Source organism: Paenibacillus sp. FSL R5-0912 (assembly GCF_000758605.1).
Lineage (GTDB): Bacteria > Bacillota > Bacilli > Paenibacillales > Paenibacillaceae > Paenibacillus_AQ.
In genome coordinates this window covers 7,635,764-7,652,191 of record NZ_CP009282.1, presented here as the reverse complement: position 1 = coordinate 7,652,191, position 16,428 = coordinate 7,635,764, and the positions used below count along the sequence as shown (strand labels likewise).

The following is a 16,428-nucleotide window of genomic DNA, read 5'->3' as shown; positions in this document are numbered from 1 at the left end:
ATGAAGCGGAAGCAGATAGATGGAGGATATATGTTAATTCAACTGATTGGCGTAGGCAAATTGAAGGAGAAGTATCTGAGTCTTGGCATCGCGGAATATGCCAAACGGCTAACGCCCTACCTCAAGTTTCAGATGATTGAGGTGGCGGATGAGAAGGCACCTGACCACCTCAGTGAGGCAGAGGTGGTTCAGGTGAAGGTGCGCGAGGGGGAGCGTATCCTCGCGCAGATCAAGAGCGAGGCGCATGTCATTGCGCTCGCGATTGACGGCAAGCTCTGGAGCTCGGAAGAGCTTGCCGCCGAGATCGACCGGCTCGGCACCTACGGGACGAGCCATGTCGTCTTCGTCATCGGAGGCAGCCACGGGCTCTCCGATGAGGTGATGCGCCGCGCCCAGCAGCGCATGAGCTTCGGCCGCATGACGCTGCCCCACCAGCTCATGCGGCTGGTGCTGGTGGAGCAGATTTACCGGGCGGTGAAGATCAATCGCGGGGAACCGTATCATAAGTAGCAGCAAGTTTTATGGTGGGTAACTGCCTAAAAGGCGTGGAAAAAGAATAGCATGGCGAGGGTTTACACTAAGTAACTTTCTCTGAAAAATCCTGCTACAGAGGCGATATGCTGTGATTTGAGGGCATAGAGCTGGACGGGACTTACTCCTATTTGGCATCAGATGACGATAGTGTACAATGGAATCGTTGTTTGATAGCCGTTTTTTGTCCTCTCTTTAGTCTAACTTTTGAGAGGGTAAAGTGTCCAACGTTATGCGGTTTGAAATACAAATGGCCGGTCGTATAATTTTTCCATTACAGGGAAAGATAAAACCGCAGGATTTTGATTCCTTTTATGAAGGAGAAGACTATGGTTGAAAAATACGACCCTCAAATGAAAAATCATCAAATGTCCACATGGCTTGATGAATTAAAACAGAAATTAAACCATATGGATGATGCCGAAATTGTTGAGCACAGAATGGGTCCCAGTGCCTCAGTCCATCTTTTATACATAAAAACGTTAATCGATCCAGAGCGTTTAAACGAGACGATTATTCAGCCACTTCATCGTTCTGCCGGCAATTCGCTTTCTTCATGCATAACCAATGCCAAAGTTTCGGAAGTTCTATCGATCGAAGATGCTGAGCAAAAAATAATGCAAGGATTTATTCTTCTAAACGATTCAGTCAACGATCAGTGGTTAGGCGTCCAACTGGAAAACCCTCTTGGTCGGGCAGTTGAACCTTCCCAAACGGAAACGGTTATATATGGAGCGAAAGACAGCTTCAGTGAACAAATCGATAAAAACATTACAATGTTGCGCAGACGTTTGCCTATAACTACATTAAAAACGGAAAGCTTTACTATCGGTTCACTGAGTAAAACGAAAGTTGTGTTACTGTACATAGACGGATTAACTAATCCAGAATTTGTTTCCCTTGCAAGAAAGAAAATTGAAAGTGTGGATTTCGATCAATTTTTAGACTCCTCTCAGCTTGCAGCTTTTATTGAAGATCATAACCATACGGTCTTTCCGCAGTTTCTACAAACGGATCGGCCGGATGCCTGTGCCTACGCCTTAGGTGAGGGAAAGCTGACGCTATTGGTTTCCAATTCACCGTTTGCTTTAATTGCTCCCATTACTTTTTTCCATCTACTCCAATCTCCGGAAGACTACTTCCTTCGTTGGCCGGTAGCCAGTTTCTTACGTTTAATCCGGTACGGAAGTTTTATTGTTTCTTTGACGATGATTCCTTTTTATGTTGCGTTAACGACATTTCATTACCAAATGGTTCCGCTACCGCTTCTTTACGTATTATTGGAATCGAGAGGCAAATTGCCCTTTACTCCGTTTGCGGAAGGATTTTTCATGATCGTAACGCTGGAAATCATCAAAGAAGCAAGTTTGCGAATGCCGACCAAAACCAGTCAAACTTTAGGGGTTATCGGTGGTATCGTCATTGGACAAGCTGCTGTAGAAGCAGGCTTTGCAAGTAAAGTATTGATAGTGTTGATGGGTATATCCGCTATTGCTTTCTTTTTAGTTCCCAATTATCAAGTTACAAAATCCATGGTGCTGATGCAAATTCTTCTTCTTATCCTTGCATCGTTTCTTGGGTTGCCGGGAATCGTGATCGGGCTAATCGGGATTCTTGCACATCTCCATGCATTAACATCATTAGGTCAACCTTATTTAGCACCGATTGCTCCTTTTTATGGAAAGGATTGGAATGACCTCTTTATCCGCGGCCCTTTAATTTGGATGAAAACGCGTCCGAAATATCTAAAACCACTACGGAAATGGCGACAGGAGATGAAGAAGTGAAGAGTTTATCCTTATATAATCGAACTTCCACCCTTGGCGGTATCTATTTCCTTCTCTTAGTGAATCGCATGCAAATGCATTATTTTATTTTAATCATGCCGGTTTATTTGGTTCATTCGTATATGGTTTGGGGAATTGTCGTGATGGGGCTACTGTCCCAGCTTAATTTGATGATGATGTCCAAATGGTTTACTTCAAGTTATGCAGCGAAAGGCTATCAAGGATTTTTACAGCTTTTCGGGAAACGGCCGGTTCAAGTTTTCGCAATACTTGGATTTTTAATAATATTGTTAAAAATTTCAATCATCACACTGGGATACATTGAAATGCTTCATAATTTTATTTTTCCATCTATGGATACAAGGTGGCTGATCCTATTTATTCTTTTGATCAGCTTATATGTGGCTTCACATGGAATGGAGAATACATTGCGTTTTGTCGTCATCGCCTTTCTTTGCGGGGCTTGGATCTCAGTCCTGTTTATTCCTTTTTTCTTCCAACCGGATGCCAATTACCGCGATTTGTATCCTCTCATACCCACCGAATGGTCAGGACAATCATGGCAAGGTTTGTTGTTTATTTGGTCGGCATTTTCCGGTCCGGTATATTTGGTTTTTATGGTTCCATGGTTAAGCTCCAATAAAAAAATATCGAAATACCTGGTTATTGGAAATATGATGTCGATCATGGAATATGTATTATTGTTCGTTGCTTCGGTATTGTTTTACGGATCACACTACTTACGCAAGATCGATTTTCCGATAGGATATATGGGAAGCTACATTCAAACGAGCGGTTTAGAACGAATCGATTACATCCTTATCTCTTTCCATATGTTTAATTATGTGTTTGACATTTCAATTCTTCTGTTGTGTTTTTATGGAGCCGGAAGAATCTTTATGAGAAAAATGAAAGAACGCACAACTCGGATTGGTTTATTGTCGAGCTGGTTCGTCATTTTGATAAGCATCATCTTAATGGATCAATGGTTATGGCAAACGGTTCCGGGTCAAAAGATGTTACTGAACCTTCAAATCTGGACCGGCTCATGCATTTATTTACTTATTCCTGCGATCCTTTTCATTGCAGTTAGACGAAAGGAGAGTATGTAGGGATGGTACCATACAAGCACTATGGTTTATTGGCGGTTGTAAGCCTTATGTGGATGGCCGGCTGTTCTTCCCCATATGTCGAGAACAATAAGATCGAAGAGATTGCTCCGGTAGTTTTCTGGTCGGTTGACAAGGGGACGGAAGGAAAGTTGAGAATCAGCACTTTAGTACCACCGCTCATCCAAGAAAAAAAACGTCTGCTCTCCAAGGAAGTCGATCTGTTAAAGCAGGGAGACCAGAAGTTTAATTTAATTTATTATCGGGAATTAAAGCAGGGGCAGCTGCGAATGTTATTAATTAATGAGGAGCTGGCAAAAAAAGGAGGCATTGAAAAGCTGATCAATACCATACTGGTTGATCCCGATATTTCAATGCGTGTCTATTTGTTGATTGTCAGAGGCGATTTTGATGAATACATAAAAAATCAATTGACGGTGCAAGACAACCAGGATTATTTCCTTTATCGGATGTTAAAGCATTACGAGGAGCATAATCAAGGTGAAATGAGCATCGTCAATATTCATAAATTCATGAAGAAGGTATATTCTCCTTTTAAAGATCCGGTCCTGCCGGTTTTTCATTCGGATAAGGACAATTTCAATTACGTAGGAACAGGCATCTTCCAAAATGATAAAGAAGTAATGGTCATTCAAGACGTGGACGATAATATTTTTCAACTTCTGGATAACAATCATTTCCTAAAAGTCTTGGCCATTCCAAAGTTATCTATCAGTTTAGGACGTATTCGATCCAATGTTCGCATGAAACTATCGAGCGACTATTCATCCTTGTCCTTACATGTGGGATTGAAAGGAAGAATTGAGGAATACCAGGGAGAATTGAATATTCAAAGTGAGGAACAATTGGAACAATTAATTCATGAAATTGAGGTCTACCTTGAGGAACAAACGTCAGATTTATTAAAACGAATGCAACGTTGGAAAGTGGATCCCTTAGAGGTCGGAACCCATTCGCTTAAGCCGTTTTCTAAAGAAATAACGGATGAGCAATGGTTGAAACATTGGGAAAATATGAAAATTAATGTTGACTACGACATCAAAGTACATCCTTTGATTAATGGAGTGGTTGATGTGTTTCAAAACAAGTAAATCGTTACGAGCCGCTTAAGAGCGCATGATAAGATGGGCATGCCAGTATATCGACGCTAATCGGTGAGGGATATCAAATCATTACACTGTAAAACAGATGAACGATCAGGATCCCAGATACCCTATCGGGGAACGAAAAAAGACAATACACGACTCGCCATTCGAGTTTTGAGCTGTCTTTCTTTTTGTTATTCAAAAAATAATTTCCGGGAAACGCATGTACTACTTCTTTTCGGCAGTACATCCCGTAATCCGATTACTATTGGAAGAAGGTAATCATAGTTAGCCCGCGTCACATCCTCCATGCGCTGGGTCACAGCATTATACTGCTCCAACGGGATAAACTCAAGGATAGCTATGGTGATGCAGCTCCATGTTACGGAGAACGTATCACAAGTAACTACAAATTTTTTTGATTTATGGGTCACAAGGAGGAAAAAATGACTGAATTATTAGCTCCAGCAGGAAGTATGGAAGCTTTAAAAGCTGCAATATCTAATGGTTGTGATGCAATATACTTAGGAATGCAAAAATTTGGTGCACGTGCATACTCCTCTAATTTTGATTTAGAAACGTTAAAAGAGGCTGTTACGTATGCGCACCTGAGGAATGTTAAAATCTATGTTGCCATGAATACCATCGTTTTTGAAAACGAAGTTGATGAGATGAAAGAACAGATAAACGAATTAAATAAAATCGGTGTGGATGGCATTATCGTCCAGGACCTGACTGCTTTCGATTATATCGTTAAAAACTTTGTTGATATGGAAGCACATTGTTCCACTCAAATGGGAATCGACGATGTAGACGGAACTTTATTATTTAAAGAACTTGGTGCGAAAAGAGTTGTTCTGTCCCGTGAGGTCAAGATTGAAAAAGTAAAAGAGATCAAAAGAATAGCTGAAATCCCTTTAGAAATTTTTGTTCACGGTGCTTTATGTGTATCTTATTCGGGAAATTGTCTAATGTCAGGATTGCTCGGCAATCGATGCGCAAATCGCGGAAGATGTGTGGGTTCATGCCGTAAGGAGTATGAACTAATCGATAAGACAACAGATACATCTTTAGGGAAAAGCTATATTCTATCTACTAAGGACTTAAACACCATCGATTATATCCATGATTTAAAAGAAATCGATTCTTTAAAAATAGAAGGCCGAATGAAGGCGCCTACGTATGTGGCTAATGTGGTATCCAAATATCGCAAGGCCTTAGATCATAAAATAACCGAAGAAGACAAGGAAAATCTGAAAAAAACATTCAATAGAACATTTACTAAAGGGTATTTGTTTCACGAAGACAGGAGAAATATTACAAACATCTTAAAACCGAATAACTTTGGTTATGAAATTGGAACAATCAGCAAGATTGTTAAAGACATGTATGAAATAACACTTACACGTCCTTTAAATCAAAACGATACAATCAGAATAAGTCACAACAATGAAGATGTTAATCTGGCTGTTGCCAAACTGTACGATAAAGAGGGCGAATTAATCAACAAAGCAGACGATGTCTGCTATATCAAAATCAAAGAAAAGGTGTCTACGGGAGATTTAGTATATAAAACGAAGGATTATTTCTATAACAAAGAATTAGAAGCATCACTGGAAAAAGAATTTAAGCGGTTTGACCTTGATATTAGAGTATATGCATCTCCAGATTCAAAGCTTGTCATAGATGCGGAGGGCTTAGGCTTTACTTATTCATATGAAAGCGAGGAAATACTAGGCGAAGCCATTAATAATCCAACAACGAAAGACCAGGTCATCAAGCAATTCTCAAGATTAAATGATACGATATTCGAACTTAATCATGTCGAGTATGAGGAATGCAATGCATTTATTCCAGCTAAGCTGTTGAATGCAGCAAGAAGAGATATTGTACTGGGCTTATATGACTTAAAGCTTAACAGCCAAAAGATAAGAACCAAGGCTTTGGAAGCAAAGAAAAAAATAAGCTTTGCCCCTGAGGAACCCTACCTTACGGCCTCTGTAACGACTAGGGAGCAGTACGAGGCTTGCGTGAGCTGTGGAATTAAGGAAATCTATTTTAAAAACGTGGTTAGAAGAAATCAGAATGATTATAAGGCAAAAGAAGGGCAGCTACTCATCGGAGGATATGGTGGAATTTATCACTACAGAGGAACGAATCCGTTTGTTACGGACTATTCTCTAAATGTTGTTAATGCTACTAGTTGCTATGAATTATATAAATTAGGGGCAAAACGAGTCACTTTATCTTACGAATTGAATAAGAGCCAAATTGAAAATTTAGTGAATGCTTATGTTGAAGAAAATGACGGATATCCTGCACTGGAAATGGTTGTATATGGCAGGGTGCCTTTGATGTTTACCAAATATTGTCCGATGAAAAAAATGAATCAATGCAAAATTTGCAGAACGAAGAGCTATGAGTTAAAGGATGAGCACGGAACGTTCCCTATCCTTTCCCATAATGATTGTACAACGACGATCCTGAATGGGAAGACGCTTAATCTTCTGGATGAGCTACCCAACCTCAAAGGAATCGAGGCGCTCCGATTAAACTTCACCGTTGAATCCAAAGAGCAGGTTGTGAACGTCATTCATATGGCGTCAGGTAAATTAAATGGCTCAATGAATAATGCTGTCTTTAATCAGGAAACAGACACAAGAGGACATTTTAATAAAGAGATTGTGTAGGCAGCCAAAGGGATGGTTCTGGCGATAGGATGGCGGGAGCGAAACCAACAGCGGCAGCGGCTAGATTATGGCGTACATAAATGCCCGGACGGCAGATTCTGCGATTGGGGTATTCCTCGTATTGCTGACCAGTATATCGCTGTCTTTCTTGCTAATCGTTCAGCTTAACATAAAAGAACAAGAAAGAGCCGCCCAGTACTGGGCGGCTCTAAAACTTGCCGCTTCAACTATCGCAGTGAACATGGCAGAAGTAAGGAAAATCTTTTTTAGAGGCATTCTTTTGGTTTAGTCTTTTTTTATTTAAATTTGTATAACAGAGTTGACTTCGTGTATAGTTTGGTATACATTGTGTTTAGTATACTTTACTAAAGGCGGTGTCATACATGACTTATCAAGAAAAGAAGAGCATCGTATCGCTAATCAGCACCATACTCATTTTTACAGTGTATTTGCTGTACAGATACCCACAGTATCCCAATGAAGTGTTGGATTCAAACGTAACCTTCCATTACTGGGGATCCTTCATTCTTGTATTGACCTTAGTTTCCATTGCAGCACATATCGTGATCAGCATTATTTTTAACATCATCTTCCGTATGACGACGGGTGAAAAGGAACCTACATTCGCGGACGAACTGGATAAGCGCATCGACTTGTTGGCCTTCCGAAATTCATTTGCTATGTTTGTCAGTGGCTTCCTTCTGGCTATGGGCTCATTGGTTATAGACCAGCCTTTGAAGGTGATGTTCATCGTCCTAATCGTCGCTGGATTTCTTTCAGACGTAACAGGTTCAATATCGAGACTGTATTACTACAGGAGAGGAGTCTAAGATGGGTAAAGTTCCTGTTGGCAATTACATCAGAAAATTACGATTCAATCTTAATGAAATGACCCAGCAGCAGCTGGCCGACAAGGTAGGTGTAACCAGACAAACGATCGTAGCTCTTGAAAAAGGAAATTACTCTCCTTCACTGGAGTTGGCCTTTCGTATTGCTCACGCCTTTAACTTGCCGCTTGAAGAGGTATTCTTTTACGGGGAAAACTCATAGGAGCCATGGGGGAAATAGATAGGGGGTAAAGGATGAGAGCAATGGTATATGCCAAATACGGATCGCCTGATGTGCTTCATCTGAAGGAGCTAGAGAAACCTACACCGAAGGATAATGAAGTACTGGTCAAAATATATGCGGCAACGGTAACAGCGGGGGACTGGCGTATGCGAAAGGCCGACCCATTCCTTGCAAGATTGTACAATGGTCTCTTAAGGCCCAAAAAGGTAACGATATTAGGGTTTGAGTTAGCCGGGGAAATTGAAGCCGCAGGCAAAGATGTAACACGATTTAAGATCGGTGATCAAATATTTGCGTCTTGTGGTCTTGGCTTCGGTGCCTATGCCGAGTACAAATGTCTGCCTGAAGATGGGTTGGTGGTCATGAAGCCGGTCAATGTGAGCTATGAGGAGGCTGCTGCTGTTCCCATCGGGGGGATAACCGCGTTGAACTTTCTAAGGAAGGGGAATATCGCGAGCGGAATGAAGGTTCTTATTTATGGAGCCTCTGGAAGTGTGGGGACTTATGCGGTGCAGCTTGCCAAATATTACGGGGCAGATGTAACAGGGGTATGCAGTACTGCTAATCTTGAGATGGTAAGATCTATAGGAGCCGACCGGGTCATAGATTATACGAAACAGGATTTCATGGCGCTTGAAGAAAGCTATGATTTAATCTTTGATGCCGTTGGGAAAACGGTATCGAAAATCAAAAAATCGACATTCAAAAAAGCACTGCATACGAACGGGAAATATGTGAGTGTCCATATGTCACAAAAGCCTCGAGTTGAAGATCTCATCTTCCTGCAAGAGCAACTTGAAGCCGGTAACATTAAGCCAGTTATCGATAGATCCTATTCGCTGGAACAAATTCCTGATGCCCATCGTTATGTCGAACAAAAACATAAGAAGGGGAATGTCGTCATTACTGTACGTGAAACTTGCCGTTAGTGACAGCGCGGTGACGCTTATCATAAGTAGGGGCAAGATTCTGTTGCCCAGCATACTGTTTCGAGGGGGCAGCAATGAATAAAACAGACCGTTTATCGGGATATTCAGGCGATTAAGCGGTTTAGAGATAGATATTGAGGAAAAGCTTATCTACAGAGATATTGAAGAAACAGCCGTCCCGTCGGGACGGCTGTTTAACTTGCCTCTTCAGCTTTCAGGGGGGACCGTGTTTTGATTAGTCAAAGGGATAATGGGTGGTCAAAGCATTTGCCTTTTGAGGGTCATTTACCAATGCCAGTTTGTATTCCAGCATCCAGTTAAGTTTTTCAATGATCTGATCGTATTCCTCCTTCTTCCGTTCGATTTCATAGAGTTTTAGCCGAATCCACTCAATGCCTTTCAGATAGTCCGGCGAATGTGTATCCTGTTCTTGAAAGTAATCGCTCAGTTCAGCCAATGAACATTCTACACTTTGAAACTTCTTAATGAGCTTCAGACGTTCGATTGCTTTCTCATTGTAGTTACGATAGTTGTTTTCAGCTCTTTGAAAATGCTGGCTATCCAATAAACCTTCTTTTTCATAATAACGAATGGTGTAGACGGATAACCCTGACTTTTCAGATAGATCCTTTATTCGCATGGAACCTCTCCTCAATAAGACTTGACCTATAGTCAACTCTAAAGTTTATGCTTTAATTGTTCAAGTGTCAGAAATTAAGGAGGGATAAGATGAAGATTATCGTGACAGGTTCTTTGGGACATATTGGTAAACCGCTCACTGAGAAGCTAGTTGAGAACGGCCACTCTGTTACCGTTATAAGCAGTAAACATGAGAGGCAGAAGGAGATTGAAGCACTTGGGGCAAAGGCGGCCATTGGGTCAGTTTCGGACGATGTCTTTCTTCGCGAGACCTTCACGGGAGCAGACATCGTCTACCTGATGGAACCTCCCGCTAATGTGACTGATGTAAATTATGATATCTACAGTGAAGTGAATGAAATAGTAGCTGCTTATAAAAAAGCGGTTGAGCAATCAGGGGTAAGAAAAGTCGTGCATCTGAGCAGTATCGGAGCTCACACGGACAAAGGTACGGGTTTTTTAATAATTCACAACATTGCCGAGAGTATTTTGAAACAACTACCTAATGATGTGGCAATCAAATTTATGCGGCCAGCTGGCTTTTACAGTAATTTATTGGCTAATATTGATGTAATAAAATCAACAAGCGAAGGGTTTTTAGGTGGATTATTGTCTTTGCAGCATTATGGGATCGGAGGTTTACTGACTGGCAAAAGAGGAGTGATTCTGGCCAACTATGGTGGTGAAATCAAATACCTGTTGGTCTCGGCTAATGATATTGCTGCTGTCATTGCTGAGGAAATGGCTAAACCCTTTGAAGGCAGAACCTTTCGCTACATAGCAAGTGAGGAGCTTACCTGTAATGAGATTGCTAAAATATTAGGTGAAGCTATTGGTAAACCCTATTTGAAGCATGGGAAAATATCCGATAAAATGCTCGTCAATACCATGCTGAAAAGTGGGATGAACGAGCAAATGGCAAAAGGGTTTATGGAGATGGGAGTGGCGGCCCGGACAGGTTACGTGTATGAAGATTATTACAAGAACCGCCCAACTTTAGGAACAACAAAATTGAAAGAATACGCAGCAGAATTTGCGGCGAAATATAATCAAACGTAATAAATTAGAGAATCCTCAAATGAACGAAACACATACGGATATTAAATGCAGAGTGTTTTTAATTTCAGGAGGATCGTCTGGAGTAGGTAAAGCAATCGCACCCGGACCAGCCAGACTTGGGGCCAAGGTCGTGATTATCAGCAGAGGTGCGGAGAGTGGAAAAGCTGCATTAAAGGATATTTCGGAAGCTACAGGCAACAGCAGGGGGAGATTGGGGGGCGGCGGACCTTTCCCTATAGTCATTGATCTGGGAAGTTAATGATGTGATCAAACGGAAATATGATCAATTGCATGTGGGGTGTCTGATTTTCCACATCAGGCACCCTGCAGTGTTCACGTAGGATTTACGCCGCCTATTATCTAGTATTTACTATGTCTTCTTTCGTGAGTTCTTGGTATAGGGTAAGTTTCTCTGCGGCGAGAGAAATCATGTAATCAATTTCTTGCCGCCTGGATTCCAGTCCCATCAGATGCTTCTCAAGGATTTCAATCCGCTTTTTTAAGGTAGGATTATAATTAGAAGGATTCTCCCCTTGCTGAATTTTATCCATTACACAGCCCTCACGAGTAAATTCCGTAATCTCCTCAAGTGATAAGCCCACTTTTTTAAGTTTATTTAGACATTGAATGTAGGAAACCTCACTTTCTTTGTAGACACGTGCCCCTCCATTACTACGCTTGGGTTCATGTAGCACCCCGATTTTTTCATAATAACGAATCGTATAAGGAGTTAATCCCGTTTGTTCTGACACTTGACTTATCGTAAGCATCCGATTTCTGTCCCTCCTTTTGTATGCTGGTATTGAAAGATATTATACAGCTTTCAGTTCACTCAAAGCCAATGTGTACAATTGCCCCTAACCCCTCCTGAAAACCTCTTGACTTCCAGTTGACTCTAACTTGTAAGTTAACTTTACTAATTGTTAAAGGGGTGCAACAATGAACAACGAATATTTCACGATTCAACAAGCAGCAGAAGGGATCTGGGGGGCCATTTCGGTTCCAGGCAGCGGTTCTCTGGGGAATGCAGCAATTATTGATCTTGGGGATTTAACCGTTGTAGTGGATACAACCAACCTCCCGCATTCTGGTGCTTTGTTACGCCATACTGCTGAACAATTAACAAACAGACCGGTTAAATATGTAGTGAATACACATTTTCATGGAGATCATGTCAACGGCAATCAGGAATTTATGAATAGCGAATTGATATCTACCGTTTGGACAAGAGACTTGCTATCTGATATGGGCGAAGTGAATATTGATCTTATGCAGCAAAACATTCTAAAGTTAATAACCAGCCTAAATCATGTACGTTCACAGCAAAGAGATCCCCACATGCTAACTGAAATCGACTATGATCTTTCCGTACAGCGAGCCCTTTATGATGCCATCCCTTCCCTTTGCAGGGTGATCCCCACGATAACTTTTGACGATAAACTCGTTATTCAAGGAACAAAGCGAACCATCGAAGTATTATCTTACGGAGGCGGGCATTCTTTAAGTGATGCTGTTGTGTACGTTCCAGAAGAGCAAACTTTGATCGCTGGTGATTTAATATCGACTAAGACCATTCCGGTGTTGCCATACGGTAATCCATACGCTTGGGTACGCATCCTTAAACGCATTCAAAAAGACCTCAAGGTCAATACTGTCGTTCCGGGACATGGAGATGTATCCAATTCAGATCGAATCACGGATGTCATACGCTTTTTGGAGAAAACGATCACCTATGTTTCTGGAGCTGTAAAAAGCGGGAAATCAGAGTCTTACTGGCTGGAACAAGGGGTATTAAAAGGCTATGAGGATTGGCATCTGCCCCAGTATTTCGACTGGAACTTTCGCTGGCTCTTTAACAGTATGCTTGTTCAAAACAACAGATGAGACAACGAGCAACACTGTTTGCAACATAAATATAGAAAAGAGGAATAAGTATGGAGTATGTGAAGCGCTTCTGGAGCGTGAATGAGAATGGCGAAGCAGATTGAAATAGAGAGTAGGGTGCACAGTGACAGTCGGTCAGATCGCAGAACTTATCATATAGAAGCCTGCCCGGTTGGGACGGGCTTCTTGTTCTACATCTATATAACATGAAGACGATCTTCTTAGCCCTGAATCAATGTGACCTTAAATACACTTCCCGATTCGGAGCTGGTCTCCAGCTCAACGGTCCCTTGGGGACATGTAAGCAGATGCCGGACGATTGACAGACCTAGACCGGCTCCGCCGCTCCTGCGCGCTGACTGCTGAGCGATACGAATGGTCTGGTGGCTGCCTTTTACAATATTTTGTACGATATCGACGAGTCGTGCATAATCCGCTCCGCATACGTCAACCCGGATTTCATGCAACGCCTGTCCCCCGAGGATATACTGGATGAATTAAGGAAGCTGTAAACAGCCCATCCTGCAGAGGGATTGGATTGGGGAAGCCCGAATAATTTCAGAACGCTACTGACATAACGCTGTCAGTAGCGTTGTTTTATTATAGGGTATGTAAACATAAAGGAGTATAGGAAGGGTGGTATTTTGTGAATTTTGCTTCTGTACGCATCATTACTGACGATGTGAATCGTCTCGCCGAGTTCTATGAAAAAGTCCTGGGTGTTTCGGCGGTGTACCCCGCGCCTGTTTTTGCCGAACTCGTTATGCCAGCATGTACCCTGGCAATCGGTCACTCCCAAACGGCGCAGCTATTTGGTGCTGGTTCCGTAGTGGCAGCGAGTAATCACACTGTCATCATCGAGTTCCGCGTCAACGATGTCGAAGCCGAGTACGCACGCTTGAAGCCAATTGTCTATGATTGGGTAAAAGAACCGACGACGATGCCGTGGGGGAACCGTTCTATGCTGTTCCGTGATCCCGACGGCAACCTTGTAAACCTCTTCGAGCCGGTGACTGAGGAAGCGATTAGACGGTTCAGTAGCAGGCATTGATACCAGATCATTCAGAGCTGGATTCTACATCCATTCGCGTCTTTTTGTTATCACAGATTCTCAGATTTCCCTATGCGTTTGAGGATACTGGTCCTTGGCATTTCCCGTAACATAGAAGTAGCTTCTGCTATTCCCGCTGATTTCGCTTCGCGCATATGAGCATGAAAGGCTTCTACGCTTTCCCACTCCTGAGTTGAGTAAAAAGTTCCGGGTGCATTGCTGTCTTCGAAGATTTCATAGCTAATGAGACCCGGTTTATTTGAAGTTTCAATGGTAGTCGTGAAGGTCTGCTTTGTAAACTCCTCTTCGCCAGCTTTTGCATGGATTTCAATGAATATCGTTACACTTTCGGGATATGGGTTTATTGTATTCATCGCATAGTCACTCCTAACAATTATGTGTTATTGAACTTGGTTAACAGTTTTTTCATTGCTTGAGTCGTTTGTTCTATTAGCTCCCGATCCTCGTTATCAAGAGTTTTTAAAATTTCAGAGGAGGAATTAATTAGCGTTTCAGCTGTTTTGTTAATAAGCCTTTGCCCAGCATCTGTAAGGCGAATCAAAGACACTCTTCTGTCATTGCTGCTGTTTACCCGCTCAACATAGTCAAGCTTTACAAGCTTATCGATTAAAACGGTTATGTTTGGTTTTGTAACATGCAGAATTTTACTTAAATCACTCATGGAGCGTTCTTTTCCGTCCGCCAACTCATGCAGAATGCCAAAATGTGTTCGAACCAAACCTGTTGTATTTAGCTGCTCGTCAACGAATTTTATGATTTTACTGTTGAGTTCATGAAGAACGTTTGAGAACTCCTTAATCATCAACAGCATCGGCTCGTTCTGTATTTTGTATCCCTCCTTTCAATTTCTTTCGGATGGTGTGCGCAATATAGTTAAATGATTAATAGTTAAACGTTTAACCATTAACAGAATAATACTATCTTTTACAATTGTCAAGATTGTTCGATATGAAAATCGCCGTCTTTCGTGCTTCAAGGTTTAAGCTTGGTGGTCTTACGGACATTCACGTATCGGGGAACCTTATCACAAGTAGTGGTAAAGCGAATATAACAGGAGCACCTTTCTTTGTCATTGATAGAAAATTCGCGATATCCGGGGCACAACCAACAGAGGTAAGGCAGACCGTGAACAGTCAGGCAGTTCAAGCGAAATAGGCTGTTTATTCTTTTCGTCATAACTCAACGAAAGCAAGCTCCAAATCATCAAATATGGAGACGGATAACTTTCCCTTAATCGTCATTGCTTTTCTCGCTTGCTCGATTAGTTGTTCTTTCATTTCTTTCATCGTATGCCGGTAGTCATGCTCATGATCGTGGTAAACTCCATTCAGCGCTTTCTCATGAATAAACACTTGTCCATTCAAATACAATTGCATTTCATCTATTTCGGCTTTGAGGCGATGCCATATGTTTGAACAGTATAGTCACAGAATTCCCCTCCTCTGCCGAGTGGGGCAATCAGCTCATTACGATTTGGATGCGCCTGTGGTATCATGAACATGCCTATCATCCCGTTACATTTGAGGGGGAAGAAGTTGCTTGTGAACATGGACAATTACCATAAATATGAGGATGTATCTGTATTAGATGATGCCAAGTCAGCGCTAAATGGTGAAGCAGCCCGGTTGGCAAGTTTGATTTACACGTATACTTCGCAGGATGGGACCTATGCTTCACCGATCCATGGTCTGTATGTGAACCGATATTCGCAAGTAGAAGCGGCGGATGATGTTCACACCATATTCTCGCCGGCAATCTGCATTGCTGCGCAAGGGAAAAAGCGAATTACCGTAGGCAAGGATGCTTATGAGTATAGTGCTTCGCGAATGTATATTGCCCCCGTTGCCTTGCCTGTTGCGATGAAAATCATGCAGGCCAGCCCCCAAGTACCGTTCTTGGGGATAGGTTTATATCTCGATCCGCAAAGGATTGCTTCGTTGCTGCCGATGGTATTTCCGAATGGTTTGCCGGAGGTTCGCAATCGCAGTGCGTGCTACGTCATCGAAGCTGATTTGGCCATGATGAACGCCGCTGCAAGATTGATGGCATGCCTGTCCTCTCCCGATGATGCTCAAATGCTGGCTCCATTGGTGAAAGACGAGATTTATATCCGCCTCCTCCGTAGCCCAATCGGTGTTTATGTTGCTGAGACTGTTCTGGCGGAATCGGGCATGCAGCAGGTTGCAAAAGCGATTGATTGGCTCCAAAATAACTTTTCCCAGCCGTGGAAAGTAGCGGATTTGGCGGAGTTGGTCCATATGAGCGAATCGTCGTTTCGCGAGTATTTCAGATCGGCTACTGCGATGAGCCCTCTGCAATATCAAAAGGTGCTGCGTCTGCAAGAGGCGAGGCGTCTAATGTTATCCAGCTCCATTGACGCAACTACGGCGAGCCGGCTTGTGGGCTATTTGAGCGATTCCCAATTTAGCCGCGATTACAGCCGATTTTTTGGGTGCCCTCCAACTAGAGATATCACAAGGTGGCGTCAGGACCAGCAACAGTTGAAGTGAAACGCACACGTAAACGGCTTTTCAAATTTCCGCGGGCATAG

At 42.3% G+C, this 16,428-nt stretch carries 18 protein-coding genes; 13 read left to right on the top strand and 5 right to left on the bottom strand.

Going from position 1 to position 16,428, the window contains the following annotated elements; genetic code table 11:
• Nucleotides 1–30 precede the first annotated feature (30 nt).
• The 8 genes from rlmH to R50912_RS32595 all read left to right on the top strand — a co-directional run bounded on the left by rlmH (nucleotide 31) and on the right by R50912_RS32595 (nucleotide 9,223).
• Entirely contained in the window at nucleotides 31–510 is a 480-nt protein-coding gene (rlmH, locus tag R50912_RS32635) for a 23S rRNA (pseudouridine(1915)-N(3))-methyltransferase RlmH (RefSeq protein ID WP_042243843.1), read from the top strand.
• 350 nt (nucleotides 511–860) lie between these two features.
• The gene (locus R50912_RS32630) at nucleotides 861–2,318 is read left to right on the top strand and encodes a spore germination protein (RefSeq protein ID WP_081956752.1); all 1,458 of its coding nucleotides are present in this window, start codon (nucleotides 861–863) and stop codon (nucleotides 2,316–2,318) included.
• Complete coding sequence (locus R50912_RS32625; RefSeq protein ID WP_042241143.1) at nucleotides 2,315–3,430, top strand: GerAB/ArcD/ProY family transporter; 1,116 nt, start codon at nucleotides 2,315–2,317, stop codon at nucleotides 3,428–3,430. The genes R50912_RS32630 and R50912_RS32625 overlap by 4 nt, the downstream gene beginning before the upstream one ends.
• Nucleotides 3,431–3,432: 2 nt before the next feature.
• Nucleotides 3,433–4,539, top strand: coding sequence for a Ger(x)C family spore germination protein (locus R50912_RS32620; protein WP_042241140.1), 1,107 nt, complete (start codon nucleotides 3,433–3,435; stop codon nucleotides 4,537–4,539).
• A 440-nt stretch (nucleotides 4,540–4,979) separates the two neighbouring features.
• The gene (locus R50912_RS32615; RefSeq protein WP_042241137.1) at nucleotides 4,980–7,223 is read left to right on the top strand and encodes a U32 family peptidase; all 2,244 of its coding nucleotides are present in this window, start codon (nucleotides 4,980–4,982) and stop codon (nucleotides 7,221–7,223) included.
• A 383-nt stretch (nucleotides 7,224–7,606) separates the two neighbouring features.
• Nucleotides 7,607–8,053: a hypothetical protein gene (locus R50912_RS32605; RefSeq protein ID WP_042241133.1), complete on the top strand. Its 447-nt coding sequence runs from the start codon at nucleotides 7,607–7,609 to the stop codon at nucleotides 8,051–8,053.
• A 1-nt stretch (nucleotide 8,054) separates the two neighbouring features.
• Nucleotides 8,055–8,273 carry a helix-turn-helix transcriptional regulator gene (locus R50912_RS32600; RefSeq protein ID WP_042241132.1) on the top strand — a complete coding sequence of 73 codons (219 nt, stop codon included), beginning with the start codon at nucleotides 8,055–8,057 and terminating at the stop codon, nucleotides 8,271–8,273.
• Nucleotides 8,274–8,305: 32 nt separating this feature from the next.
• Complete coding sequence (locus R50912_RS32595; RefSeq protein WP_042241131.1) at nucleotides 8,306–9,223, top strand: NAD(P)-dependent alcohol dehydrogenase; 918 nt, start codon at nucleotides 8,306–8,308, stop codon at nucleotides 9,221–9,223.
• A gap of 235 nt (nucleotides 9,224–9,458) precedes the next feature.
• On the opposite strand, the gene R50912_RS32590 is transcribed toward R50912_RS32595, so the two are convergent.
• Complete coding sequence (locus R50912_RS32590) at nucleotides 9,459–9,863, bottom strand: MerR family transcriptional regulator (protein ID WP_042241128.1); 405 nt, start codon at nucleotides 9,861–9,863, stop codon at nucleotides 9,459–9,461.
• 89 nt (nucleotides 9,864–9,952) lie between these two features.
• On the opposite strand from R50912_RS32590, the gene R50912_RS32585 reads away from it, so the two are divergent.
• Nucleotides 9,953–10,921, top strand: coding sequence for an NAD(P)H-binding protein (locus R50912_RS32585; protein ID WP_042241126.1), 969 nt, complete (start codon nucleotides 9,953–9,955; stop codon nucleotides 10,919–10,921).
• A gap of 19 nt (nucleotides 10,922–10,940) precedes the next feature.
• Nucleotides 10,941–11,180: an SDR family NAD(P)-dependent oxidoreductase gene (locus tag R50912_RS32580; RefSeq protein ID WP_042241123.1), complete on the top strand. Its 240-nt coding sequence runs from the start codon at nucleotides 10,941–10,943 to the stop codon at nucleotides 11,178–11,180.
• A gap of 97 nt (nucleotides 11,181–11,277) precedes the next feature.
• On the opposite strand, the gene R50912_RS32575 is transcribed toward R50912_RS32580, so the two are convergent.
• Nucleotides 11,278–11,691 (bottom strand): MerR family transcriptional regulator, encoded by a 414-nt coding sequence (locus tag R50912_RS32575; RefSeq protein ID WP_042241120.1) that lies wholly within the window; start codon nucleotides 11,689–11,691, stop codon nucleotides 11,278–11,280.
• A gap of 169 nt (nucleotides 11,692–11,860) precedes the next feature.
• Between R50912_RS32575 and R50912_RS32570 the strand changes: the two genes are divergently transcribed.
• Nucleotides 11,861–12,805: an MBL fold metallo-hydrolase gene (locus R50912_RS32570; protein ID WP_042241118.1), complete on the top strand. Its 945-nt coding sequence runs from the start codon at nucleotides 11,861–11,863 to the stop codon at nucleotides 12,803–12,805.
• Between the two features lie 221 nt (nucleotides 12,806–13,026).
• Here R50912_RS32570 and R50912_RS35475 read toward each other — a convergent pair whose 3' ends face one another.
• Nucleotides 13,027–13,272, bottom strand: a complete 246-nt coding sequence (locus tag R50912_RS35475) for an ATP-binding protein (protein ID WP_042241115.1) — start codon at nucleotides 13,270–13,272, stop codon at nucleotides 13,027–13,029.
• A gap of 179 nt (nucleotides 13,273–13,451) precedes the next feature.
• Here R50912_RS35475 and R50912_RS32560 point away from each other — a divergent pair, with 179 nt between their 5' ends.
• A complete protein-coding gene (locus tag R50912_RS32560; protein ID WP_042241112.1) occupies nucleotides 13,452–13,856 on the top strand; it encodes a VOC family protein in 405 nt (134 codons plus the stop codon).
• A gap of 50 nt (nucleotides 13,857–13,906) precedes the next feature.
• Here the strand turns inward: R50912_RS32560 and R50912_RS32555 are convergent, their stop codons facing one another.
• Together R50912_RS32555 and R50912_RS32550 are read right to left on the bottom strand one after the other, a co-directional pair.
• Nucleotides 13,907–14,230, bottom strand: a complete 324-nt coding sequence (locus R50912_RS32555; protein WP_042241108.1) for a putative quinol monooxygenase — start codon at nucleotides 14,228–14,230, stop codon at nucleotides 13,907–13,909.
• Between the two features lie 20 nt (nucleotides 14,231–14,250).
• The gene (locus R50912_RS32550; protein ID WP_231637937.1) at nucleotides 14,251–14,679 is read right to left on the bottom strand and encodes a MarR family winged helix-turn-helix transcriptional regulator; all 429 of its coding nucleotides are present in this window, start codon (nucleotides 14,677–14,679) and stop codon (nucleotides 14,251–14,253) included.
• A gap of 745 nt (nucleotides 14,680–15,424) precedes the next feature.
• Here R50912_RS32550 and R50912_RS32535 point away from each other — a divergent pair.
• Nucleotides 15,425–16,387, top strand: a complete 963-nt coding sequence (locus tag R50912_RS32535; RefSeq protein WP_042243839.1) for an AraC family transcriptional regulator — start codon at nucleotides 15,425–15,427, stop codon at nucleotides 16,385–16,387.
• The last annotated feature ends 41 nt before the right edge of the window (nucleotides 16,388–16,428 follow it).